Source organism: Tabrizicola fusiformis, assembly GCF_013328815.1.
Classification (GTDB): domain Bacteria; phylum Pseudomonadota; class Alphaproteobacteria; order Rhodobacterales; family Rhodobacteraceae; genus Fuscibacter.
The window spans coordinates 135,780-156,571 of the sequence record NZ_JABUHN010000001.1; the positions used below are offsets into that span (position 1 = coordinate 135,780).

Consider the following 20,792-nt stretch of genomic DNA (forward strand, 5'->3'; position numbering starts at 1 on the left):
AGGAACATTCCGTCCAATATAGAGATGGGTGCCTTCTATTCCGTTAGGTTATAGCTTTGGACGTTCGCCAGATCGAAGCCTTCCATGCCGTGATGACCTGGGGCACCACGGCCCGCGCGGCCGAGGTGCTGCGCATCTCGCAACCCGCCGTCAGCAAGGCGATCATGGCGCTTGAGCGCGCGGTCGGTTTCCGCATCTTCGACCGCGAGAAGGGCCGCCTTGTTCCCACGTCCGAGGGGCAGCTTTTCTACCGCGAGGTCGAGATTTCCTTTGCCGGTATCGCCCGCCTGCGCAGCGCCGCCGCCCGCATCCGCGATTATGGCACCGGCGAGGTCCGGCTGGGCTGCCTGTCTGCCTTCAGCACCAATCTTGTGCCCAATGCCATCGCCCGGTTCCGCCGCAAACACCCCGAGGTGAGTGTGACGCTGGTTGTGGCCGGCTCTTCCGTGGTGCGTGATCAGGTGGCGGCCAATCATCTGGACGTGGCCGTCACAGCGGATGAGATTGACCAGACCGGGCTGGACGCCACCCCCTTTGCGCAGATCCCCGCGATGATCGCGCTGCCGCCCGGCCACGCTCTGGCGGCGCGGGATGAAATCCTGCCCGCCGATCTGGACCGCGTGCCTTTTGTCGCACTTGCCGCCGAAGATACCACCCGACACGAGGCCGAACGGATCTTTGCAGCGCATGGTGTGTCGCCGCGCGTGGTGGTCGAGACCGCCTATTCCACCACGATTTGCGGGCTGGTGCTGTCGGGTCTGGGTTGCGGGATCGTCGATCCGCTGACGGCGCCGGGCTTTACCGACCGGGGAATGGTGCTGCGCCCGATGCGGCCCTCGGTCAACTTTCGCACATTGCTGCTGTTGCCGCCCAAGAAACCTTCGCGTCTGGCGCGGGATATGGCCGAGTGTCTTTGCGCCGCCCGCGATCAACTTGCGCCGCCCCGTTGAGTCGCCGGTCTGCGGGCATTGCCAAGACGGGTCTCGGAAGAGAGGTCGCCCGGAATGGCAAACCCCTTCATCAGCAATATATCAGGGAAGCAGTGGTGAGCCGGACAGGATTCGAACCTGTGACCCGCTGATTAAAAGTCAGCTGCTCTACCAACTGAGCTACCGGCCCACTGCGAGAGGCTCACTAAGCAAGCCTCTGGGATACGTCAACCCCGAATCAATTGCGCCGCTGCAATGGGTTGCAGCCTGACGCGATCGAAGGGAGACGGATGGTGAGCCGTGAAGGATTCGAACCTTCGACAAGCTGATTAAGAGTCAGCTGCTCTACCAACTGAGCTAACGGCCCATCCGTGGGGGCGCCCTAAACCCTATCTCGGACGAGCGCAAGCGCTTTCCGTGACCAAGGGCTGGAAAGCGGCACGGCTGCGGCGTATATGCGGGCCATGAGCGCGCAATCCCCCATCGACGGCCTGCATTTCCGCAAGATGCATGGCGCCGGAAACGATTTTGTCGTGATCGACTCGCGCGGGCGGGCCGGGGCGGTGGTCACGTCTGCGCTGGCCAAGGCTTTGGGCGACCGCAACCGCGGCGTGGGGTTTGACCAGTTGGCCGAGATCCGCGACAGCGATCAGGCCGATTTCGCGCTGGATTTCTGGAACAACGATGGCACGCAGGCTGGCGCCTGCGGCAATGCCACGCGCTGCGTCTCTGATCTGGTGATGCGGGGGCTGGGGCGCGATGCCGTGTCGCTGGTGACGGCGCGCGGCGGCTTGTCGGCGGTCCGGCTGACCGATGGCCGGGTTTCGGTGAACATGGGCCACCCGCAGCGCGGCTGGGCCGAGGTGCCGCTGGCGCGCGAGGTGGACGTGATGCACCTGCCGCTGCCGGGCGATCCGGTGGCCCTTGGCATGGGCAACCCGCATTGCGTGATCTTCGTGGAAGACGCCGAAGCTGTGGATCTGCCCGCCCTTGGCCCGGTCTATGAGCATGACCCGCTGTTCCCGCAGCGCACCAATGTCGAATTCGTCAGCCTGACCGGCACCGACCGCCTGCGGATGCGGGTGTGGGAGCGGGGGGCGGGCATCACCCTCGCCTGCGGGTCGGGCGCTTGTGCTGCGGCCGTGGCGGCGCATCTGCGCGGGCTGACCGGGCGGCATGTGCTGCTGGACCTTGACGGCGGCGTGCTGGAGATCGACTGGCGCGAAGATGGCGTCTGGATGAGCGGGCCGGTGGCGCATGTCTTTGACGGCTGGCTGTCGCCCGATTATCTGGCGCAGAACGCATGAAACCGCCCGTCTTCTCAACGCTGGGCTGCCGCCTGAACGCCTATGAGACCGAGGCGATGAAGGAACTGGCCGCCGCCGCCGGGGTGGAGGGCGCCGTGGTGGTCAACACCTGCGCCGTCACCGCCGAAGCCGTGCGCAAGGCCAAGCAGGAAATCCGCCGCCTTGCCCGGGAAAACCCCGGTGCGCCGGTGATCGTCACCGGCTGCGCCGCCCAGACCGAGCCGGACACCTTTGCCGCCATGCCCGAGGTGACCCGCGTCATCGGCAACCATGAAAAGATGCAGGCCGAAACCTGGACCAGCCTGCGCAGCGCCGATTTCATCGGCCAGACCGAGAAGGTGCAGGTCAATGACATCATGTCGGTCAAGGAAACCGCAGGCCATCTGATTGACGGGTTCGGTCGCGTGCGCGCCTATGTGCAGGTGCAGAACGGCTGTGATCACCGCTGCACCTTCTGCATCATCCCTTTCGGGCGCGGCAACTCGCGTTCGGTGCCGGCCGGGGTGGTGGTGGAGCAGATCAAGCGGCTGGTGGACAAGGGCTTTCAGGAGGTGGTGCTGACCGGGGTTGACCTGACGTCATGGGGCGCCGACCTGCCGGCAGAGCCGCGTCTTGGCGATCTGGTGATGCGGATTCTGAAACTGGTGCCCGATTTGCCGCGCCTGCGGATCAGTTCCATCGACAGCATCGAGGCTGACCCGATGCTGATGCGGGCCATAGCCACCGAACCGCGCCTGATGCCGCATCTGCATCTGTCCTTGCAGGCGGGCGATGACATGATCCTGAAACGGATGAAGCGCCGCCATCTGCGCGACGATGCCATCCGCTTTTGTGAAGAGGCCCGGGCGCTGCGGCCCGATATGGTGTTCGGTGCCGACATCATCGCGGGCTTTCCGACCGAAACCGAAGAGATGTTCGCCAGTTCGCTGAAACTGGTGGAGGATTGCGGGCTGACCTTCCTGCACGTCTTCCCCTTCAGCCCGCGCAAAGGCACCCCCGCCGCCCGGATGCCGCAACTGACCGGCCCGGTGATCCGCGACCGCGCGGCCCGGTTGCGCGCCGCAGGTGACACCGCACTTGCCCGGCATCTGGCGGCGCAGCGGGGGCAAACCCACCGCATCCTGACCGAAACCCCCCGCATGGGCCGGACCGAGCAGTTCACCGAAGTCGCCTTTGCCGCCGATCAGCCCGAGGGCGTGATCCTGCAAGCGGCGATTCTCGGCCATGAGGGCGCCCGGCTGATGGCCTGAACCGCCAAGTTTCTTCGAAGAAACTTGCAAATTCCTTCCAAGGAATTTGGCCCCCTGCGCCCCGCCGTTGCAATCCGGCCCCCCTGCCGCTATCTGGACGAGGCTGACGCGATGCGAGGAGCGGGCTGATGAACTGGATTTCGAACTACGTCCGACCGAAGATCAATTCGCTCTTCTCGCGCCGGGAAGTGCCCGAGAACCTGTGGACCAAGTGCCCTGAATGCGGGACCATGCTGTTCCACCGCGAATTGGCGGCCAATCTGAACGTCTGCACCTCGTGCGATCACCATATGGCGATCACCCCGCGCGACCGTTTCACCGCGCTGTTCGACACAGGCATCTTTGTCGAGGTGAAGGTGCCAGAGCCGATCACCGACCCGCTGCATTTCCGCGATCAGAAGAAATACCCCGACCGTCTGAAAGCCGCGCAGAAATCGACCGGCGCCAAAGAGGCGATGCTGGTGGCAGAGGGTGAGGTGGGCCGCACCCCCATCGTCGCCGTGGCACAGGATTTCAGCTTCATGGCGGGGTCGATGGGCATGTATGTCGGCAATGCCATCGTGGCTGCGGCCGAGCGTGCGGTAAAGCTGAAGCGGCCGCTGGTGCTGTTCGCCGCGGCAGGCGGCGCGCGGATGCAGGAGGGGATTTTGTCCCTGATGCAGATGCCGCGCACCACGGTCGCGGTGCAGATGCTGCGTGAGGCGCGGTTGCCCTATATCGTTGTTCTCACCCATCCGACCACGGGCGGCGTGACGGCCTCTTATGCCATGCTGGGCGATGTCCAGATTGCCGAGCCGAATGCGCTGATCTGCTTTGCCGGTCCCCGGGTGATCGAACAGACCATCCGCGAAAAACTGCCCGAAGGCTTCCAGCGCGCCGAATATCTGCTGGATCACGGGATGCTGGACCGCGTGACCCATCGCAAGGCGATGCGGGATGAGCTGATGATGATTCTGCGGATGCTGATGGGTATGACGCCTGCGGTGAAGGGCGATCTTCCGCCGCCGGGCGATCCCTCGGCAGCGGTGGCAGACGCCAATTGAGCGGGTCGGACGCCATTCTTGAACGGATGATGACCTTGCATCCCAAGGTCATCGACCTGACGCTGGACCGGGTGCATCGCCTACTGGCCGCGCTGGACCACCCCGAGCGGCGCCTGCCGCCGGTGATCCATATCGCGGGCACCAATGGCAAAGGCAGCACGCAGGCGATGATCCGCGCCGGGCTTGAAGCCGGGGGTGACAGGGTTCACGCCTATACATCGCCGCATCTGGCGCGGTTTCACGAACGTATCCGGCTGGCGGGCGCGCTGATTTCCGAACCGGCGCTGACCGCGCTGCTGGACGAATGCGTCACCGCCAACGGCCCGGATGAGATCACCTTTTTCGAGATCACCACCTGCGCGGCCTTTCTTGCGTTCGCCCGCACCAAAGCCGACTGGACCCTGCTTGAGGTCGGCCTTGGCGGGCGGCTGGATGCCACGAATGTGGTGGACAAGCCCCGGCTCAGTATCATCACCCCGGTCTCGCTGGACCATGAAAGCTTCCTGGGCGACACGGTTGCCAAGATCGCGGGCGAAAAGGCCGGGATCATCAAGCGCGGCGTGCCGGTGATCGTCGGCCCGCAATCCCCCGAGGGGCTTGAGGTGATCGAGGCGCAGGCGGCGCGGCTCGGCGCCCCGGTTCTGGCCTATGGCCAGCACTGGAACGTCTGGGAAGAGCGGGGGCGGTTGATCTATCAGGATGAGAACGGCCTGCTGGACCTGCCCTTGCCCAATCTGCCCGGCCCGCATCAAATTCAAAACGCCGGGGCGGCGATCACCGCCCTGCGCGCCCTTGGCCGCGATGCCGCCGCCTGCGAGGCTGCGGTGACCCGCGCCGAATGGCCCGCCCGGATGCAGCGCCTGCGCCATGGCCCGCTGGTCGATCTGGCGCCGCAGGTGGAGCTTTGGCTGGACGGCGGGCACAACCCCGCAGGCGGTGCTGCGGTGGCGGCAACGCTGGCCCGGATGCCCACGCGCGAGACGCATCTGATCTGCGGAATGCTGAACACCAAGGATGTCGCGGGCTATATGCAGCCGCTTGCCGGGCAGGTGACGCGGCTGCACGCCGTCTCGATCCCGGGCGAGAAGAACACCCTTCCCGCCGAAACCACCCGCGACGCGGCGCTGTCGGTCGGCATCCCGGCGGAAGCGGCGGCTTCGGTGGCTTCGGCCCTCGCCGGAATCGCCGCGCAGACCCCGGGTGCGCGGGTGCTGATCTGTGGTTCGCTCTATCTGGCGGGTGCCATCCTGCGCGAGAACGGATAAGGCCCGAAAACCGCCGCAATCGTCTGGAACAACAGGGGAAACCTGTAACGGCCCCTGTTCCATGACCGAGTTTTCGCCTGCAAGCTTTGCTATTTCGGCCGTCCCCCGCCAGCGTGTGGCGCTTCTGGTCGATGGGGACAACATGTCGGCGGCTCAGGCCGGTAAGCTGATCGTGCAGGCCGCGCGCGAGGGCGACCTTATCATCCGCCGCATCTATGCCGGCCCGAACGGGCTGACGAATTGGGAAAAGACCCAAGGCTTTCATCTGCGCCATGCCGGTTCGGGCAAGAATGCCGCCGACCTCCTGCTGACGGTCGAGGCGATGGAGATCATGCTGACCGGCAAGGCCGATGTGTTGGTGATTGCCAGTTCCGACCGCGATTTCTCCCATCTCGCCACCCATCTGCGGGAAAATGGACGGCGGGTGGTGGGCATCGGCGAGGAAAAGGCGCCTGTGCATTTCGAGAAATGCTGTGCCGACTTCCATCGTTTGCCCGAGCCGGAGGCCGTGCCACCCGCCTTTCCTCCTCCGCCGCCTGCCGCAGCCAAACCCACATCTGCGAACCCAGCCAAAAGGGCGCTCGCCGACCAACTGGCCGAGGTGATCGCCGCCAACGCCACCGAAGGCGGGCTGGAGGTCCAGCAGCTTGGCCCCCTGATGTTCAAGAAAACCGGCAAGAAGATGAGCCAACACGGCTTCAAGGACTGGCGCGCGTTCATGCGCGACCACCCCAGCCGCTTCGCCTGTGACCCAAAGGGCGCCGACGCCCGCGTCCGCCTTCGCTAGGCTCCCCCTTCATCTTGGCTCAAATATCCCGGGGGTGCGGGGGCTGGCCCCCGCTCCGCCGCTTGCCGCCGCCAAGGCGGTTTCCTTCGTAGCCCCCGCAGGCTAGAACCACCCGGCAACAGCAGGAGGCGGGCATGGCAGGGCTTTGGCAACGCGGATACGCGCCCCTTGTGGCGATGCTGGTCATGCTGGTGCTGGCCTTGCCGGGGTTTTTCACCCTGCCGCCGGTGGACCGGGACGAGGCGCGCTTTGCCCAGTCTTCGGCGCAGATGCTGGCCTCGGGCGATGTGATCGACATCCGGCTGGGCGACGAGCCGCGCTGGAAGAAACCGGCGGGCATTTATTGGTTGCAGGCGGCGAGTGCCGGGCTGACCGGCGCCCCCGGGGAAATCTGGAGCTATCGTCTGATCAGCCTGCTGGCGGCCATGGCTTCGGTTGGCTTGACCGTTGCCATCGCGCGGCGGGTGATGGGCGAGGGTCCGGCGCTTCTGGCAGGGGTGATGCTGGCGGCTTCTTTCCTGATGGGGGGAGAGGCGCGGCTGGCCAAGACCGATGCGGCGCAACTGGCGGCGATTCTGGCCAGCCTTCTGGTGCTGGCGCGGCTGTTCCTGCCCGCAGGGCGGGCGCAGGTGCCGGTGGCCAGCCTGCCGCTTGCCATGGGGTTCTGGGCGGCGATGGCCGCTGGTATCCTGATCAAGGGGCCGATCCCGGTTCTGGTCGGGTTTGGCACGCTGGCGCTGCTTTGCCTTTACCGCCGCGACCTTGCCCTGTTGCGCGCGCTGCGGCCGCTGCCGGGCCTTGCCCTGCTGCTGGTGCTGGTGCTGCCCTGGCTGATCGCCATAACGATCCGCAGCGATGGCGCCTTCTGGACGGCCTCGGTGGGCGAAGACCTGCTGGCCAAGGTCGGCGCCGGGCAGGAAAGCCATGGCGCGCCGCCCGGCAGCTATCTTGCCGCGCTGTGGCTGACCTTCTGGCCGGGGGCAGCGCTGTTTGCTGCGGCGCTTCCGGCGATCTGGCGCGGGCGGCGCGAGGCATTGGTGATCTTCTGCCTTGCCTGGGCGGTGCCGGTCTGGCTGGTGTTCGAGCTGACCGCGACCAAGCTGATCCATTATGTCCTGCCCGCCTATCCGGCGCTGGCGATCCTCACGGCATGGGGGCTGCAACGGGCGGCGCCGGGGCGCTGGGCGAAGTCGGTGGCAAGCCTGCTTGCGGTGGCGGTCGCAGTCCTGCTGCCGGTGGCGCTGTGGGTTGGGGCGGGACAGGTGGGCGGTGTGCTGGGCTGGCCGTTCTGGCTGGGCGCTGCTGCGCTGCTGCCGGGGCTGGCCCTCTTCCTGACCGGCCTCTGGCGCAACCGGCGCCCGGCGATGACGGGGGGGCTTGCCGGTCTGGGGCTGGCGCTGGCGGTCATGCTTTATCCGACGCTGGCGCGGATGCCGCAGCTTTGGCCCTCGGTTGCGCTGGCCGAGGCCGGGCGGGCGCATCCGGGCTGCCGTCTGGTCACGCTGGGCTTTGGCGAACCGTCGCTTTTGTTCCTGACCCGGGCCGAGGTGCGGTTTGCCACGCCGGAAACCCTGCCGGGCCTGCTGGCCGAACCGGGGTGTGTCCTGCTGGCGGTGGCCAGCGGGACCGCGCCCGAAGGAGTGCAACCCGCCGGGCGGCTCGAGGGTTTTACCAACCTTGGAACCGGCAAGCGGCTGGACTTTGCGCTTTATCTGCGGCCCTGAGCGGCATTGCCGTAACGTGCCATGAACATCTGCACCGCGCCGTCGATCACCCGGGCCATGTCGGCCGGGCCGCAGCATTCCGCGATGTCGATGCCAAGGATCAGCCGGTCATGCAGACCGGCCTTGCAAAGCTGGGTGAACTGCTCGGCGGCAAGGTCGATGTCATCAATCGCCAATTCCCCCCGCTCTGCCGCACAGCGCAGGTAATGCGCGATCCGGTCATGCACCAGCTTGGGGCCGGAGTGATAAAATTCATGCGCGAGCGCCGGAAAGGTTTCCGCCTCGGCCACGGCGACCCGGAAAATCCGACGCCCGAACTCGGACGTGATGAAAGCGGCCAGCTTTTCGGCGGCAAAACGCAGCACCTCGGCCACCGGGGCGTCATCGGTGATCAGTGCCTCGGCCTCGTCTGCCTGACGGCGGCATTCGGCCTTGGCGATTTCCATGAACAAAAGGCGCTTGTCGGGGAAATAGGCATAGAGCGTGGCCTTCGACACCCCCGCCTCACGGGCGATGTCATCAACCGAGGCGCGCTCGAACCCGTCGCGCATAAAGACGGTGCGGGCGCCTTCCAGCACCTGCTCGAACTTGCGTCCCCTGACGATCAATTGCGGCTTCGCGCCCATCGGCCCCCCCGTTTCGGTCAATCTAGACCGTCGGGGCAGGCCGGGGCAAGCGCCGCTCATTCGGTGGGGCAGGCGGGCGCAGCCAGCGTGGCAGGGGCGATGCAGCCCTGCGTGGCGGGCGCGGAACCCTCTTGCGGGAAGGTCAGGCTGGGAAAGCCCACCACATCCGCAAAGGCCAGAACGGGCGACAGGGCAACAGCAGCGGCAAGCAGGGTGGCAGAGAAGCGTTTCATTTTGTGCATCCTTATCTGAACTCATCGGTTCGGAATTCAATTTGAACTGTTCGGTTCAGATTCGCAAGTCATTTTGAACCGTTCAGTTCAAAATGTCGCAGCTTGCCCTTGCCGCCGCATCTGCTAATTTGGAATCATTCCAAATTGGAGCCGCCGATGTTTTCTGCGCTGTCGTCCCGCCGCCGCTTTTCCGACCTGTCCGAGCAAGAGGTTCTGGCCCTTGCCATCTCGTCCGAGGAGGACGACGCGCGCATCTACCGCAGCTATGCCGAACGGCTGCGCGGGGACTATCCGGCTTCGGCCGCCGTGTTCGACGCCATGGCGGTTGAGGAGGATGGCCACCGGCGGCAGTTGATCGACCTGCATGACAGCCGTTTCGGCCCGGTGATTCCCCTGATCCGGCGCGAGCATGTGGCAGGTTTCTATGCCCGCCGCCCGGTCTGGCTGGCCGCCAATCTGAGCCTTGAGTCGATCCGCGCCGAGGCCGAGGCGATGGAACGGGGCGCGCGCGATTTCTATGAACGCGCAGCGGCGCGCACGGCGGATGCCGCCACGCGCAAACTGCTTGGCGATCTGGCGGCGGCAGAGGCCGGGCACGAAAGCCATGCCCACGGGCTTGAGGCCCGCCACCTTGATGCCGATGCCCGCGGGGCCGAGGATCAGACGGCGAAACGGCAGTTCATCCTGACATGGGTGCAGCCGGGGCTGGCGGGGCTTATGGACGGGTCGGTTTCCACGCTGGCGCCGATCTTTGCCACCGCTTTTGCGACACAGAACACCTGGACCACCTTTCTGGTGGGCGCGGCGGCTTCGGTTGGTGCCGGGATTTCGATGGGCTTCACCGAGGCGGCGCATGACGACGGCGTTCTGTCGGGGCGGGGCAGCCCGTGGAAGCGGGGCCTTGCCTCGGGCGTGATGACGGCGGTGGGGGGGCTGGGCCACGCTCTGCCCTATCTGATCCCCGATTTCTGGACCGCCACGGCCATTGCCTTTGCCGTCGTGTTCATCGAGCTGTGGGCGATTGCCTGGATTCAGAACAAGTTCATGGAAACCCCGTTCCTGCGCGCGGCCTTGCAGGTGGTGCTGGGCGGTGCTTTGGTGTTCGCCGCAGGGGTTCTGATCGGCGGAGGCTGAGGTGTATCGCAAAGGCGAAGTGAAATATGAGGCTCTGCCCCTGCCGGATCGGGTGCAACTGCCCGATGATCAGGCTTTGGCCGAAGTGCAGGCCCTGCGCGACCACATGCGCAAGCGGCATTCGGTGCGGCACTATTCCACGCGCCCGGTGCCGCAGGAAATCATCGCCACCTGTATCGAGATTGCCGGCCTTGCGCCCAGCGGGGCCAATCACCAGCCCTGGCATTTCGCCGCCATTGCCGATCCGGCGATGAAGGCGCGGATCAGGGCCGCCGCCGAAGAGGAAGAGCGCGCCTTCTATGCCGGGGGCGCCGGGGATGAATGGCTGGCGGCGCTGGAGCCGATCGGGACCGGGGCAGACAAGCCGCACCTCACCGATGCGCCCTGGCTGATCGTGGTCTTTGCCCAACGCTATGGCCTGACCGAAGACGGCAGCCGCTATAAAAACTACTACGTCCCCGAAAGCGTCGGCATCGCCACCGGCTTTCTGATTGCCGCCATTCACCGCGCCGGGCTGGTCTGCCTTGAACATACGCCGAACCCGATGAAATTCCTTGCCGCGATGTGCGGGCGGCCCGAACAGGAAAAGCCGGTGATGATCCTGCCGGTCGGATGGCCAGCCGATTCGGCGACAGTGCCCGCCGTGGCCAAACGCAAGAAACCGCTGGCGGACATTCTGTCGGTCTTTGCCGGGGGTGCCGGGTAAACTGCCTGCCGCTTGGGCATTGGCGACGCGGGCGGCGTTTCGGGGCCGCCCGGCCTTGTGCGCCGCAGCCGGGCATGACACCAAGGCGCCATGCTGGCCATTTTCCTCAAGACGTTGCCGTTCTTTGCCGTGATCGGCCTTGGCTTTGCCGCCGGGCGGGTCAGGTTCTTTCCGGCCGAGGCGACGGCCTATCTGACCAAGTTCGTCTTTTACTTCGCGCTTTCGGCGATGCTGTTCCGCTTTGCCTCGAACCTGTCGCTGGGCGAAACCTTTCACGGCGCGCAGATGGCGGCCTATCTGACGGCCTCTTTCGCGGTCTATGCGCTGGTTCTGGCGGTGGGGCGCGTCCGCCGGCTGGGCTGGACCGAAGCCGCGATGGAGGCCCATGCGGCGGTCAGCGGCAACACCGGCTTTCTGGGTGTGCCGATGCTGGTCATGCTGATGGGGGCCGCGGCGGCGGGGCCGGTGATGATGGTGCTGTCGGTGGACATGGTGGTATTCTCCAGCCTGATCACCCTGATTGTGACGGCGGGCCGCGAGGGCGAGGTGCGGCTGGCTACGCTTTGGGCGCTCTTGCGCGGCATTCTGGCCAATCCGATGATCGTCTCGATCCTGCTGGGCTTTGCATGGGCGGCGACCGGCCTTGCGGTGCCAGCGGTGGTGAACGAGTTCATGACGCTCTTGGGCGCCGCCGCCACGCCCTGCGCGCTGTTTGCCATCGGCGCCTCGCTTGCCGGGCGCGGGGCCGAACGGCCGGGGGCCGCGATGTGGATTTCGGCGGTGAAGCTGCTGCTGCATCCGGCGGCGGTGGCGGTTGCCACGCTTTGGCTTTTCCCGGTAGAGCCTTTTGCGGCGGGGGTGATGATTGCTGCGGCGGCCTTGCCCGTGGCGGGCAATGTCTTCATCCTCGCGCAGCATTTCGGGGTCGCACCGCAACGGGTATCGACCGCAATCCTGATGTCCACCGCCGTTTCGGTCATAACCGTGACGGTGGTGATAGCCTTGGTGGGGGGACCATGAAGACCATTTCCGAAAGCCGGTGTTACGGCGGCGTGCAGGGCGTTTACACCCATGCCTCGGGCACTTGCGATTGTGACATGACCTTTGGTCTGTTCCTGCCCGAACAGGCGGAAACCGGGGCGGTTCCGGTGCTGTGGTTCCTGTCGGGCCTGACCTGCACGCATGAGAATGCCATGGTCAAGGCGGGGGCGCAGCGATGGGCCGCCGAGGCGGGCATCGCGCTGATCTTTCCCGACACCAGCCCGCGGGGCGAAGGCGTGGCCAATGATGCCGCCTATGATCTGGGGCAGGGGGCGGGGTTCTATGTGAACGCCACCGAAGCGCCCTGGGCGCCGCATTTCCGGATGTGGGACTACATCACCGACGAATTGCCGAACGCGCTGTTCAGCGCCTTCCCCATCGCCGAAGAGGCGCAGGCGATCACCGGGCATTCGATGGGCGGCCACGGCGCCCTGACCATTGCGATGAGCTTTCCGGGCCGCTTCCGCAGCGTTTCGGCTTTTGCCCCGATCTGCAATCCGACCGCCAGCGATTGGGGCCGCAAGCAGTTCACTGCCTATCTGGGCACCGATGAATCCGCCTGGGCGCCGCATGACGCCACCCTCCTGATGCGCAAGCGCGGCTTTGACGGGCCGATGCTGATTGATCAGGGCACTTCGGACCAGTTCCTTGACCTTCTGAAGCCCGAAGCGCTGGCCGGTGCCATGATAGAGCGGCGGCAAGGTGGCAGTTTCAGGATGCAAAAAGGGTATGACCACAGCTATTTCTTCATTTCGACCTTCATGGAGGAACATGTGGCCTTCCATGCCGGGGCGCTGCTGGCATAATCTGCTGCTATCGGGGCGGTTGCGGGACAAAGACATGTTGAGAAAGATCTGCGGGGCCTTCGCCCTGATCGTGGCCTGTGCGCTGGCGATGCCTGCTGCGGCACAAGAGGCGGATATTCTGCATCTGGTCAATTCGGCGCGGGCCGCCAAGGGCTGCAAGCCGCTGGTGCTGAACAATGCGCTGACCGCGGCTGCGCGTGGCCATGCCAATGCGATGTCCAAGCAGAATTTCTTTGGCCACCAAAGCCCGAACGGTGCTTCGGTCGGCAAGCGGGTGACCAAGGCCGGTTATAACTGGAGCCAGGTTGCCGAGAATATCTCGGGCGGCTGGACCACGCCGGAAAAGGTCGTGTCGGAATGGATGGCCAGTTCCGGCCACCGCAAGAACATCCTGACCTGCAGGTTCAAGGATGCGGGCGTCGCCATGGTCTATGACCCGAATGACAAGACGCTGCCCGGTCAGCCGCGGCCGCTGAAATACTACTGGGTCATGACCTTCGGCAGATAAGCGGTTGGCGGTTCTCTACATCGACGCGGATGCCTGCCCGGTCAAGGCCGAGGCCGAAAGGGTGGCCACCCGCCACGGCTGGCGCATGGTGCTTGTCTCGAACGGCGGCATCCGGCCTTCGGCCAATCCGCTGGTGGAAAGCGTCTTTGTCGCCGATGGCCCGGACGAGGCGGACAAGTGGATTGCCGAACGCTCAGGCCCCGGTGATCTGGTGGTGACGACCGATATCCCCTTGGCCGCGAAATGCGTGGCGGCAGGCGCGCGCGTGGTCAAGCCGAACGGCGAGGTGCTGCACGGTGGCAATGTCGGAAACGCGCTGGCCATGCGTGATCTGATGCAGGATCTGCGCAGCGCCGATCCGTTCCGGCAGGGCGGCGGGAAAGCCTTTTCAAAGGCCGACCGCTCACGCTTTCTGGATGTTCTGGAACGTGAGGTCCGCGCGGCGCGCTGATGTCGCGGGCAGGACAGATTTTGCCGGGGCGCCAGCGTTCTCTGGCCGCATGACTGACGCGCCGAAAAGCCCGAAAACTGGTATCCTGCTGGCCCTTGGTGGTGGCATTACCCTGTCGCTCAACGATCTTGCGATCAAGGCGCTGTCGGGCGCCTATGCGCTGCATCAGGTGATCCTGATCCGGGCGGCCATCGGGATGGCGCTGGTTCTGGGGGTGATCTGGGTCTCGCGCACCGGGTTCCGGCAATTGCTCACACGGCGGCCGGGGGCGCATCTGTTCCGTGTCTCGATCGTGATGGTGTCGAATATCACCTATTTCGTCGGCCTGTCGCTGTTGCCGCTGGCCGATGCGGTGGCGACGGCCTTTGTCGCGCCGCTGCTGGTCACGCTGATGTCGGCGGTGATCCTGGGCGAGCAGGTCGGCCCAAGGCGCTGGGCGGCGGTGGGCGTGGGGCTGATCGGGGTGATCGTGATGACCCGCCCCGGCGAAGGGGTGATTCAGCCTGCCGCCATCCTCGTGCTGATTTCGGCCTTCTGCTATGCCTCAAGCCATATGATGACCCGGCGGATGCGCGACACCGAAAGTGCGATGACGCTGAACTTTTTCGTGCAGATCGGGTTCATCGTCGTCTCGACCTCCTTCGGGCTGATCGCGGGTGACGGCCATCTGGCACAGGCGCCGGGTTCCACTTGGGAGTTTCTGTTCCGCCCGTGGATCGTGCCCCAAACCTCGGACATCTGGGCCTTTGTCGCTACCGGCATCGCGGTGGGGGTCGGCGGGTTGATGATGAGCCAAGCCTACCGCACCACCGAGGCGGCGCTGGTGGCACCCTTTGAATATATCGGAATGCCGATGGCCATTCTCTGGGGCATCCTGTTTTTCGGCACATGGCCGGACCTGACCGCATGGGCGGGCATTGCGCTTATCTGTGGGGCGGGTCTTTATACGCTCTGGCGGGAAACGGTGCGCAGAAAGGTTCAGGATGTCGCAGCCCCAAGCGGTGATATTTGACATCGGCAATGTGCTGATTGGCTGGCAGCCCGAAGGCTATTACGATGCCCGCATCGGCCCCGAGCGGCGGCGGCGCTTCTTCGCCGAAGTGCCGATCCATGCGGCCAATGTGCGGATGGATGCGGGCGCTGCCTTTGCCGATTGCATCGCGCCCTTGGCCGACAGCCACCCCGAATGGCGGGAAGAGATCATGGCTTGGCAGGCCGATCTGCTGGCCATGTTGCAACCCGTCATCTTCGGTTCGGTTGCCCTGATGCGGGCGCTGCGGCGCAAGGGCATCCCGGTTTTCGCCCTGACCAATTGGGGGGATGAGCATTTTGATATCGCAGCCCGCCACTTTGACTTTTTCAATGAGTTTGACCGTGCTTTCGTGTCGGCCCGGTTGGGCCTGATCAAGCCCGATCCGGCGATTTATGCGGCGGTTGAACGTGAAACCGGCCTTGCGCCCGCCGCGCTTCTGTTCGTCGATGACAAGGCCGAGAATGTGACCGCCGCCCTGGCGCGCGGCTGGCGGGCGCATCAGTTTGAAAGCTGGCAGGGCTGGGCGGCGCGGCTGGTTGCCGAAGGCTTGCTGACCAAAGCAGAGGCCGGGTTATGAGCAACCAGCCCAAGGCGGTGATCTTTGACATCGGCAATGTGTTGACCCGCTGGCAGCCCGAAGCCTTTTATGACCGGGTGATCGGAGAAGACCGCCGTCGCGCCCTGTTTGCCGAGGTTGACCTGCATGGCATGAATGACCGGATCGACGAGGGCGCCCTGTTCCGCGAGACGATCTATGACTGGGCCGAGCGTTATCCGCATTGGCGGGCCGAAATCCGCATGTGGTATGACCGCTGGATCGAGCTGGCTTCGCCCCGGATCGAGGGTTCCATTGCGCTGCAGCGTGCCTTGCGGGCCAAGGGCGTTCCGGTCTTCGCGCTGACCAACTTCGGGCGCTATTCCTTTGAAGAGGCCCTGCCGAGGATGGATTTCCTGCAGGATTTCGACCGGCGTTATGTCTCGGGGGTGATGGGGGTGATCAAGCCAGATCCGCTGATTTACCAGATGGTGGAAGAGGATTGCGGATTGCCGCCGCAAAGCCTGCTTTTCACCGATGACCGGGCCGACAATATCACCGCCGCCGCCCGCCGTGGCTGGCGCACCCATCAGTTCGAAAGCTGGCAGGGCTGGGCGGCGCGGCTGGTGGCCGAAGGATTGCTGACGCAGAAGGAGGCCGGGCTATGACCCTGGAAATCGTTCCCAAAGAGGCCGAGCGCCTGTTGACGTGGCCCGGCCTGCTGGCCGCGTTCGAGGCGGGCCATCGCCTGCCGCAGCCCGATATCAAGGATCTGTTCTGCTATCGCGGGCCGGATACCATTCTGGACCGCGCCACATGGATCGACGGTCTGGGCGCGCTGGTCAAGGTGGCCACCGTGGTTCCGGGCAATGCGGCGCGGGGCAAGCCCACGGTCAACGGCGCCGTGACGCTTTATGATGATGTGACGGGAGAGCTTTCGGCGCTGGTCGATTTCCATCTGGTGACCAAGTGGAAGACGGCGGGCGACAGCCTTCTGGCCGCTTCGAAACTGGCCCGCAAGGAGGCACGGAACTTTCTGGTGGTGGGCGCGGGCACCGTCGCGCGTTCTATGGTGGAAGCCTATTCCAGCCTCTGGCCCGATGCCCGTTTTACCGTCTGGAGCCGGACCCGTGCCACCGCCGAAGCCATGGGCTTGCCGGTGGCCGATGAGCTTGAGGCGGCGGTGCGGGCGGCGGATGTGATCTGCACCTGCACCATGGCCACGGCGCCGCTGATCAAGGGGGAATGGTTGCAGCCCGGTCAGCACCTTGACCTGATCGGCGCCTATCGCCCCGACATGCGCGAGGTGGACGATGCCGCGATGGCGCGGGCGCGGGTCTTTGTCGATGCCCGCGCGACCACGCTGCACCATATCGGCGAGCTGATGGAACCGCTGAAATCGGGTGCGATCACCGAAGCGGATGTGCAGGCCGATTTCTATGACATTGCCGGGGGCGGGTTTGCTCGCGGGTCGGAGGATGAAATCACCATTGCCAAGAATGGCGGCGGCGCCCATCTGGACCTGATGACGGCGACCTATATCGCCGGGGCGTGGCGCGGGCGATAAGGCAGTCAGGGCGTGATCCGGGCGGCAAAGGCGGCAAAGGCCGCCGCGCGCTGCCGGGCAAGGGCGATGGCCTCTTCCGGCGTGACGGCGGTAAAGCGCAAGGCATCGCGCGGCCGCAGTTGCACCAGCCCGTCGATGTCATCGGCCAGAAGGGTGGCGATCTTCGGATAGCCGCCCGTGGTCTGGTGATCTGACAACAGGACCGTCGCCACCCCGTCGCCCGCCACCTGAACCGAGCCGCGCAGGATGGCCTGCGACGGGATCGACAGCGCCCCCTCGGGCGCCACGAGGGGGCCACGCAGGCGCAGGCCCATCCGGTCCCATGCGTCGGTCACATGGAAGGGGCTGTCAAAGAAGGTTCTCAGCGTTTCTGCGGCAAAGTAGCGGTCTTGCGGCCCGGCCACGGCGTGCAGCACCGAACGGGGCCGGGCCCAGACCGGGCAGGTCAGTGCCCGCTCTGCCATCTGACGGGGGTTGACCAACTTAAGCACCTGCCCGGCGCCGATCTGTCCGCCGCCAAACCCGGTTGGCCCGTGGGTTGCGGCGCTGCCCAGCCAGAGCGGCGCCTTCAGCCCGCCCGCAAAGGCCAGATAGCACCAACTGCCCCAAGGCCCCCTGCGGATGGTCAGGTCATCCCCCGCGCGCAGCGTCAGCACCCGCCACCCGCCCAGCCGCCGCCCGGCATGTTCCACGATGAAACCACCGCCGGTAAGCGAAACGCTGACCGGGCCGTCAAGGCAGGTCAGGGTCAGGCCCGCCACCGAAACCTCGATCCCCGCGGCGCCGGGCGGATTTCCCAGCGCCAGATTGGCCAAGGCCAACGCCTTACGGTCCAAAGCCCCCGAAGCGGGAACGCCAAAGCGCATCATTCCCCGCCGTCCGCCATCCTGCAGCGTAACATGCGGCCCGGCGGCCAGAACCTGCATCCGGGTCATGGCAGCGCCTCGGCCCGGATACGGCGAAAGGCGATGTGGTCGCCCACCTCGAACCGGAAAGGGTGGTCGGTCTCACCCGTCAGAATCTTCAACGGCGAATGGCCGATGATCCACCATCCCGTCGGCATGGTCAGCGTGGTCACAAGGCATTGCGCCCCGGCGATGATCACGCTGCCCGCCGCAACACCGCGCTTCGGGCTGGGTTTGCGGTCCAGCCGGATCGCCTCGGGCACGCCGGAGAGATAGGCATAGCCGGGGGCAAAGCCATACATCGCCACCTCATACCGGCCCGCAAGATGGGCCGCGATCACCGCTTCGGGCGTCAGGCCGCAGGCGCGTGCAACGTCGGGCAGGTCGGGGGCGAAGTCCTGCTCATAGCAGACGGGCACCTCATGCAGCACGGGTGCGGGGCGGGCAGATACCGGCACCTCCAGCAGGCCGCGCAGATGGTGGATCACCCGGGCATGATCGGTTGCTGCTGGGTCGAAATCCACCAGCAGCGTGACAAAGGCCGGTATCGCCTCGGCAAAGCCGGCAAAGGGCTGCGCCGCCAGCGCCTGATCCAGCCGCAGAACGGCGGCATGGGCGGCGGGGTCGATCTGGTCGGCGAATTCGACCAGCACGGCATGATCGGCCACCGGATGAAAGACCGGCCGCATCTCTCAGCCCCCGATGAAGGGCGCAAGGGTGATGCCCTGCGCGGTCAGCCTGTCGCGCAGCAGCCGGGCCATGGCCACCGCTTCGGGGCTGTCGCCATGGATGCAGACCGAATGCGCGGTCAGGGCAATGGGCGGGCCACCCACGACCGGCATCATTCCGCTGTCCAGAAAGGTCAAAAGCCGATCGGCGGCCGCCTCGGGATCGTGAATCATCGCATCCGGCCGGCTGCGCGGCACGAGGCGCCCGGTCGGCAGATAGGCGCGGTCCGCGAAGATTTCGGAAAAGACCGGGATGCCAGCCGCGCGCGCCGCCTGTTCCAGTTCCGTCCCTGAAATCGCCAGAACCGCCAGCCGCCCCGGCTGTGCTGCAACGGCGGCCACGATTGCCTCTGCCACATCGCGGCGGTCGGCGGCCAGATTGGCCAGCGCACCATGGGGTTTGACATAGCCGACGCGCACCCCCGCCAGCGCCGCCACCCCGATCAGCGCGCCGGTCTGCGCCGCCACCATATTGGCGATGGCGGCGGGTTCCATCGGGATCACCCGGCGGCCAAAACCCATAGGGTCGGCATAGCCCGGATGGGCCCCGACCGACACGCCACGCGCCGCCGCGAGTGCGAGCGTGGCCCGCATCGTATCGGGGTCGCCCGCATGGCCGCCGCAAGCGACGTTGGCCGAGGTCACAAGGTCAAGCATCGCGGCATCGGCCCCCATCGCCCAAGGGCCATAGCCCTCTCCCAGATCGGAGTTGAGGTCGATGCCGGGCATGTGGGTGGCCTTTCCTGAGCGTGTCACCAGCACCATAGGCGCCGTGTGGCGGGATGTCATGCACCCCGCTGCCGCCCGATCACGGCGAATCACATGCAGGCGAGGGGCCGTGATCCAGCACCGCCCAAGGGCCGAACGCCGCATCAGGCGTGACTGTCCTCCGGGCAAATGCTGCGCTGCCGCATCATTGATAGGCGGAATTCTGGCCTTGACAGCAAAACCGACCCTCATTCAGCACCGAGTCGGTTGCCTGAATCCTATGCAGGCGATAAAAGCGGAGGCAGTTGAAGGGATTTTCTGCTTACTTCCTGCCTTGTTTTCAGACTTTGGTCGGCAGGTAGCTCGGGTCTTTCGGCGCTGCAGGGATAACGTATGTCGCTTTTTGCTGCCTTTGCCGCGACCTTGATGACAAGCCTGCTTGTCTCGATCATGCTTGTCGTTACGCAAAAGCTGCACGGACATCTCAGCTTTGACAGCCAGTTCGGTGTGCAGAAGCTGCACAGCGCGCCGACGCCCCGGATCGGCGGCATTGCCGTTGCCATGGCGCTGGGCCTTGGTTGTGTGCTGCTGCGGGGGGAGGCTTTTGACTTTTGGTGGATGTGGGCCGTTGCAGCCCTGCCCGCCTTTGCTGCCGGGCTGACCGAAGATCTGACCAAGAAGGTCGGTGTCAGGATGCGGCTTGCAGCGACGCTGCTTTCGGGCCTGCTGTTCTGTCTGTTGAGTGGTTATGGCATCACGCAGGTCGATATTCCGGTGGCCGATCAGATCCTGTCGGTGCCGCTGATCTCGGTCCTGTTCACCGCCTTTGCCATCGGCGGGATTGCCAATGCAAGCAACATCATCGACGGGGTGAATGGTCTCGCTTCGGGCACCGGGATGATCATTCTTGCCGCCTTTGCACTGGTGGCATGGCTTGAGGGCGATCTGGCGATGGTCAGTGTCTGTCTTCTGGGTCTGGGTTCGCTTTTGGGTTTCTTCCTGCTGAACTTCCCGCATGGCCGGCTGTTTCTGGGCGATGCGGGGGCCTATGTGACCGGGCTCTTGCTGGCGGCGGTGGCGGTTGCCCTGCCGGCGCGCAACCCCTCGCTGTCGCCGCTGATCGGGTTGCTGGCGCTGGCCTATCCGGTGGTGGAAACCACGATCTCGATGCACCGCCGTATCGTCAGCGACGGGGCAAGCCCGGGGCAGGCGGACCGGCTGCACTTGCACAGCCTGATCTTCCGCAGCCGTGCGCGGCAACTGGCACAGGCGATGGGCCAGCCGCGCCTGCGCTCTGCGCTGACCTCGGTCGTGCTGTGGTCGCTGTCGCTGTTGTCCTGCACGCTGATGGTGGCAGGGCGCGACAATTCCGGGCTGATCCTGCTGGGCCTTGCGCTGGTGGCGACGGTCTATGTCACCATCTACCGCCGCGTCGCGCTGTTGCGCCCGCGCGAACCGCGAGAGCGTCAGGTGGCATAGATCGCCCCGTAGGATGGGCAATATTGC

23 protein-coding genes and 2 tRNA genes are annotated in these 20,792 nt (G+C 65.5%); 18 read left to right on the forward strand and 7 right to left on the reverse strand.

What is annotated here, in order from left to right; genetic code table 11:
• Window positions 1-56 precede the first annotated feature (56 nt).
• Window positions 57-950, forward strand: coding sequence for a LysR substrate-binding domain-containing protein (locus HS053_RS00625; RefSeq protein WP_174209250.1), 894 nt, complete (start codon window positions 57-59; stop codon window positions 948-950).
• 93 nt (window positions 951-1,043) lie between these two features.
• Here HS053_RS00625 and HS053_RS00630 read toward each other — a convergent pair.
• Together HS053_RS00630 and HS053_RS00635 are read right to left on the reverse strand one after the other, a co-directional pair.
• Window positions 1,044-1,119: transfer RNA gene (locus HS053_RS00630), tRNA-Lys, on the reverse strand.
• A gap of 101 nt (window positions 1,120-1,220) precedes the next feature.
• Window positions 1,221-1,296 (reverse strand) — tRNA-Lys (locus tag HS053_RS00635).
• Window positions 1,297-1,393: 97 nt separating this feature from the next.
• Between HS053_RS00635 and dapF the strand changes: the two genes are divergently transcribed.
• The 6 genes from dapF (at window position 1,394) to HS053_RS00665 (ending at window position 8,305) form a co-directional block, all read left to right on the forward strand.
• Complete coding sequence (gene dapF, locus HS053_RS00640; protein ID WP_174209251.1) at window positions 1,394-2,236, forward strand: diaminopimelate epimerase; 843 nt, start codon at window positions 1,394-1,396, stop codon at window positions 2,234-2,236.
• A complete protein-coding gene (gene mtaB / locus HS053_RS00645; protein ID WP_174209252.1) occupies window positions 2,233-3,486 on the forward strand; it encodes a tRNA (N(6)-L-threonylcarbamoyladenosine(37)-C(2))-methylthiotransferase MtaB in 1,254 nt (417 codons plus the stop codon). The genes dapF and mtaB overlap by 4 nt, the downstream gene beginning before the upstream one ends.
• A 128-nt stretch (window positions 3,487-3,614) precedes the next feature.
• Window positions 3,615-4,529, forward strand: a complete 915-nt coding sequence (accD, locus tag HS053_RS00650; RefSeq protein WP_174209253.1) for an acetyl-CoA carboxylase, carboxyltransferase subunit beta — start codon at window positions 3,615-3,617, stop codon at window positions 4,527-4,529.
• Window positions 4,530-4,555: 26 nt separating this feature from the next.
• Window positions 4,556-5,794: a bifunctional folylpolyglutamate synthase/dihydrofolate synthase gene (locus tag HS053_RS00655; RefSeq protein ID WP_174209254.1), complete on the forward strand. Its 1,239-nt coding sequence runs from the start codon at window positions 4,556-4,558 to the stop codon at window positions 5,792-5,794.
• 61 nt (window positions 5,795-5,855) lie between these two features.
• The gene (locus HS053_RS00660) at window positions 5,856-6,581 is read left to right on the forward strand and encodes an NYN domain-containing protein (protein WP_174209255.1); all 726 of its coding nucleotides are present in this window, start codon (window positions 5,856-5,858) and stop codon (window positions 6,579-6,581) included.
• 134 nt (window positions 6,582-6,715) lie between these two features.
• Window positions 6,716-8,305: an ArnT family glycosyltransferase gene (locus HS053_RS00665; RefSeq protein ID WP_174209256.1), complete on the forward strand. Its 1,590-nt coding sequence runs from the start codon at window positions 6,716-6,718 to the stop codon at window positions 8,303-8,305.
• Here HS053_RS00665 and HS053_RS00670 read toward each other — a convergent pair.
• On the reverse strand, window positions 8,290-8,931 hold the full coding sequence (locus HS053_RS00670; protein ID WP_174209257.1) for a TetR/AcrR family transcriptional regulator: 642 nt from the start codon (window positions 8,929-8,931) through the stop codon (window positions 8,290-8,292). The genes HS053_RS00665 and HS053_RS00670 overlap by 16 nt on opposite strands.
• Window positions 8,932-8,987: 56 nt before the next feature.
• Window positions 8,988-9,164, reverse strand: a complete 177-nt coding sequence (locus tag HS053_RS00675) for a hypothetical protein (protein WP_174209258.1) — start codon at window positions 9,162-9,164, stop codon at window positions 8,988-8,990.
• Window positions 9,165-9,320: 156 nt separating this feature from the next.
• Between HS053_RS00675 and mbfA the strand changes: the two genes are divergently transcribed.
• From mbfA to HS053_RS00725, 10 genes are all read left to right on the forward strand, one after another.
• Window positions 9,321-10,298, forward strand: coding sequence for an iron exporter MbfA (gene mbfA, locus HS053_RS00680; protein ID WP_174209259.1), 978 nt, complete (start codon window positions 9,321-9,323; stop codon window positions 10,296-10,298).
• 1 nt (window position 10,299) lies between these two features.
• Entirely contained in the window at window positions 10,300-11,004 is a 705-nt protein-coding gene (locus tag HS053_RS00685; protein WP_174209260.1) for a nitroreductase family protein, read from the forward strand.
• 90 nt (window positions 11,005-11,094) lie between these two features.
• The gene (locus tag HS053_RS00690; RefSeq protein ID WP_174209261.1) at window positions 11,095-12,024 is read left to right on the forward strand and encodes an AEC family transporter; all 930 of its coding nucleotides are present in this window, start codon (window positions 11,095-11,097) and stop codon (window positions 12,022-12,024) included.
• Entirely contained in the window at window positions 12,021-12,851 is an 831-nt protein-coding gene (gene fghA / locus HS053_RS00695; RefSeq protein ID WP_174209262.1) for an S-formylglutathione hydrolase, read from the forward strand. Before HS053_RS00690 ends, fghA begins: the two co-directional genes overlap by 4 nt.
• A gap of 34 nt (window positions 12,852-12,885) precedes the next feature.
• Window positions 12,886-13,359 (forward strand): CAP domain-containing protein, encoded by a 474-nt coding sequence (locus HS053_RS00700; protein WP_174209263.1) that lies wholly within the window; start codon window positions 12,886-12,888, stop codon window positions 13,357-13,359.
• Between the two features lie 4 nt (window positions 13,360-13,363).
• On the forward strand, window positions 13,364-13,810 hold the full coding sequence (locus tag HS053_RS00705; protein WP_174209264.1) for a YaiI/YqxD family protein: 447 nt from the start codon (window positions 13,364-13,366) through the stop codon (window positions 13,808-13,810).
• Window positions 13,811-13,859: 49 nt separating this feature from the next.
• Window positions 13,860-14,822, forward strand: a complete 963-nt coding sequence (locus tag HS053_RS00710) for a DMT family transporter (RefSeq protein ID WP_174209265.1) — start codon at window positions 13,860-13,862, stop codon at window positions 14,820-14,822.
• Window positions 14,794-15,420, forward strand: a complete 627-nt coding sequence (locus HS053_RS00715) for an HAD family hydrolase (RefSeq protein WP_174209266.1) — start codon at window positions 14,794-14,796, stop codon at window positions 15,418-15,420. The genes HS053_RS00710 and HS053_RS00715 overlap by 29 nt, the downstream gene beginning before the upstream one ends.
• A complete protein-coding gene (locus HS053_RS00720) occupies window positions 15,417-16,046 on the forward strand; it encodes an HAD family hydrolase (protein WP_174209267.1) in 630 nt (209 codons plus the stop codon). The genes HS053_RS00715 and HS053_RS00720 overlap by 4 nt, the downstream gene beginning before the upstream one ends.
• The gene (locus HS053_RS00725; RefSeq protein ID WP_174209268.1) at window positions 16,043-16,945 is read left to right on the forward strand and encodes an ornithine cyclodeaminase family protein; all 903 of its coding nucleotides are present in this window, start codon (window positions 16,043-16,045) and stop codon (window positions 16,943-16,945) included. The genes HS053_RS00720 and HS053_RS00725 overlap by 4 nt, the downstream gene beginning before the upstream one ends.
• A 5-nt stretch (window positions 16,946-16,950) precedes the next feature.
• On the opposite strand, the gene HS053_RS00730 is transcribed toward HS053_RS00725, so the two are convergent.
• The 3 genes from HS053_RS00730 to HS053_RS00740 are packed head-to-tail and all read right to left on the reverse strand — an operon-like array spanning window position 16,951 to window position 19,367.
• Complete coding sequence (locus tag HS053_RS00730) at window positions 16,951-17,880, reverse strand: 5-oxoprolinase subunit C family protein (protein ID WP_174209269.1); 930 nt, start codon at window positions 17,878-17,880, stop codon at window positions 16,951-16,953.
• Window positions 17,877-18,539, reverse strand: a complete 663-nt coding sequence (locus tag HS053_RS00735; RefSeq protein WP_174209270.1) for a 5-oxoprolinase subunit B family protein — start codon at window positions 18,537-18,539, stop codon at window positions 17,877-17,879. Before HS053_RS00735 ends, HS053_RS00730 begins: the two co-directional genes overlap by 4 nt.
• A gap of 3 nt (window positions 18,540-18,542) precedes the next feature.
• Window positions 18,543-19,367 (reverse strand): LamB/YcsF family protein, encoded by an 825-nt coding sequence (locus tag HS053_RS00740; protein WP_347233279.1) that lies wholly within the window; start codon window positions 19,365-19,367, stop codon window positions 18,543-18,545.
• A 345-nt stretch (window positions 19,368-19,712) separates the two neighbouring features.
• Between HS053_RS00740 and HS053_RS00745 the strand changes: the two genes are divergently transcribed.
• Complete coding sequence (locus HS053_RS00745; RefSeq protein ID WP_241699713.1) at window positions 19,713-20,765, forward strand: MraY family glycosyltransferase; 1,053 nt, start codon at window positions 19,713-19,715, stop codon at window positions 20,763-20,765.
• Window positions 20,766-20,792 lie beyond the last annotated feature (27 nt).

What these genes read in the sequence shown, in the direction of transcription:
- HS053_RS00735 (WP_174209270.1), bottom strand. Translation starts at nt 18,539, where the DNA reads ATGCGGCCGGTCTTTCATCCGGTGGCCGATCATGCCGTGCTGGTCGAA.
- HS053_RS00710 (WP_174209265.1), top strand. Translation starts at nt 13,860, where the DNA reads ATGACTGACGCGCCGAAAAGCCCGAAAACTGGTATCCTGCTGGCCCTT.
- dapF (WP_174209251.1), top strand. Translation starts at nt 1,394, where the DNA reads ATGAGCGCGCAATCCCCCATCGACGGCCTGCATTTCCGCAAGATGCAT.
- HS053_RS00665 (WP_174209256.1), top strand. Translation starts at nt 6,716, where the DNA reads ATGGCAGGGCTTTGGCAACGCGGATACGCGCCCCTTGTGGCGATGCTG.
- HS053_RS00745 (WP_241699713.1), top strand. Translation starts at nt 19,713, where the DNA reads ATGACAAGCCTGCTTGTCTCGATCATGCTTGTCGTTACGCAAAAGCTG.
- HS053_RS00730 (WP_174209269.1), bottom strand. Translation starts at nt 17,880, where the DNA reads ATGACCCGGATGCAGGTTCTGGCCGCCGGGCCGCATGTTACGCTGCAG.
- HS053_RS00690 (WP_174209261.1), top strand. Translation starts at nt 11,095, where the DNA reads ATGCTGGCCATTTTCCTCAAGACGTTGCCGTTCTTTGCCGTGATCGGC.
- HS053_RS00715 (WP_174209266.1), top strand. Translation starts at nt 14,794, where the DNA reads ATGTCGCAGCCCCAAGCGGTGATATTTGACATCGGCAATGTGCTGATT.
- mbfA (WP_174209259.1), top strand. Translation starts at nt 9,321, where the DNA reads ATGTTTTCTGCGCTGTCGTCCCGCCGCCGCTTTTCCGACCTGTCCGAG.
- fghA (WP_174209262.1), top strand. Translation starts at nt 12,021, where the DNA reads ATGAAGACCATTTCCGAAAGCCGGTGTTACGGCGGCGTGCAGGGCGTT.
- HS053_RS00670 (WP_174209257.1), bottom strand. Translation starts at nt 8,931, where the DNA reads ATGGGCGCGAAGCCGCAATTGATCGTCAGGGGACGCAAGTTCGAGCAG.
- accD (WP_174209253.1), top strand. Translation starts at nt 3,615, where the DNA reads ATGAACTGGATTTCGAACTACGTCCGACCGAAGATCAATTCGCTCTTC.
- HS053_RS00675 (WP_174209258.1), bottom strand. Translation starts at nt 9,164, where the DNA reads ATGAAACGCTTCTCTGCCACCCTGCTTGCCGCTGCTGTTGCCCTGTCG.
- HS053_RS00720 (WP_174209267.1), top strand. Translation starts at nt 15,417, where the DNA reads ATGAGCAACCAGCCCAAGGCGGTGATCTTTGACATCGGCAATGTGTTG.
- HS053_RS00660 (WP_174209255.1), top strand. Translation starts at nt 5,856, where the DNA reads ATGACCGAGTTTTCGCCTGCAAGCTTTGCTATTTCGGCCGTCCCCCGC.
- mtaB (WP_174209252.1), top strand. Translation starts at nt 2,233, where the DNA reads ATGAAACCGCCCGTCTTCTCAACGCTGGGCTGCCGCCTGAACGCCTAT.
- HS053_RS00725 (WP_174209268.1), top strand. Translation starts at nt 16,043, where the DNA reads ATGACCCTGGAAATCGTTCCCAAAGAGGCCGAGCGCCTGTTGACGTGG.
- HS053_RS00655 (WP_174209254.1), top strand. Translation starts at nt 4,556, where the DNA reads ATGATGACCTTGCATCCCAAGGTCATCGACCTGACGCTGGACCGGGTG.
- HS053_RS00740 (WP_347233279.1), bottom strand. Translation starts at nt 19,367, where the DNA reads ATGACATCCCGCCACACGGCGCCTATGGTGCTGGTGACACGCTCAGGA.
- HS053_RS00700 (WP_174209263.1), top strand. Translation starts at nt 12,886, where the DNA reads ATGTTGAGAAAGATCTGCGGGGCCTTCGCCCTGATCGTGGCCTGTGCG.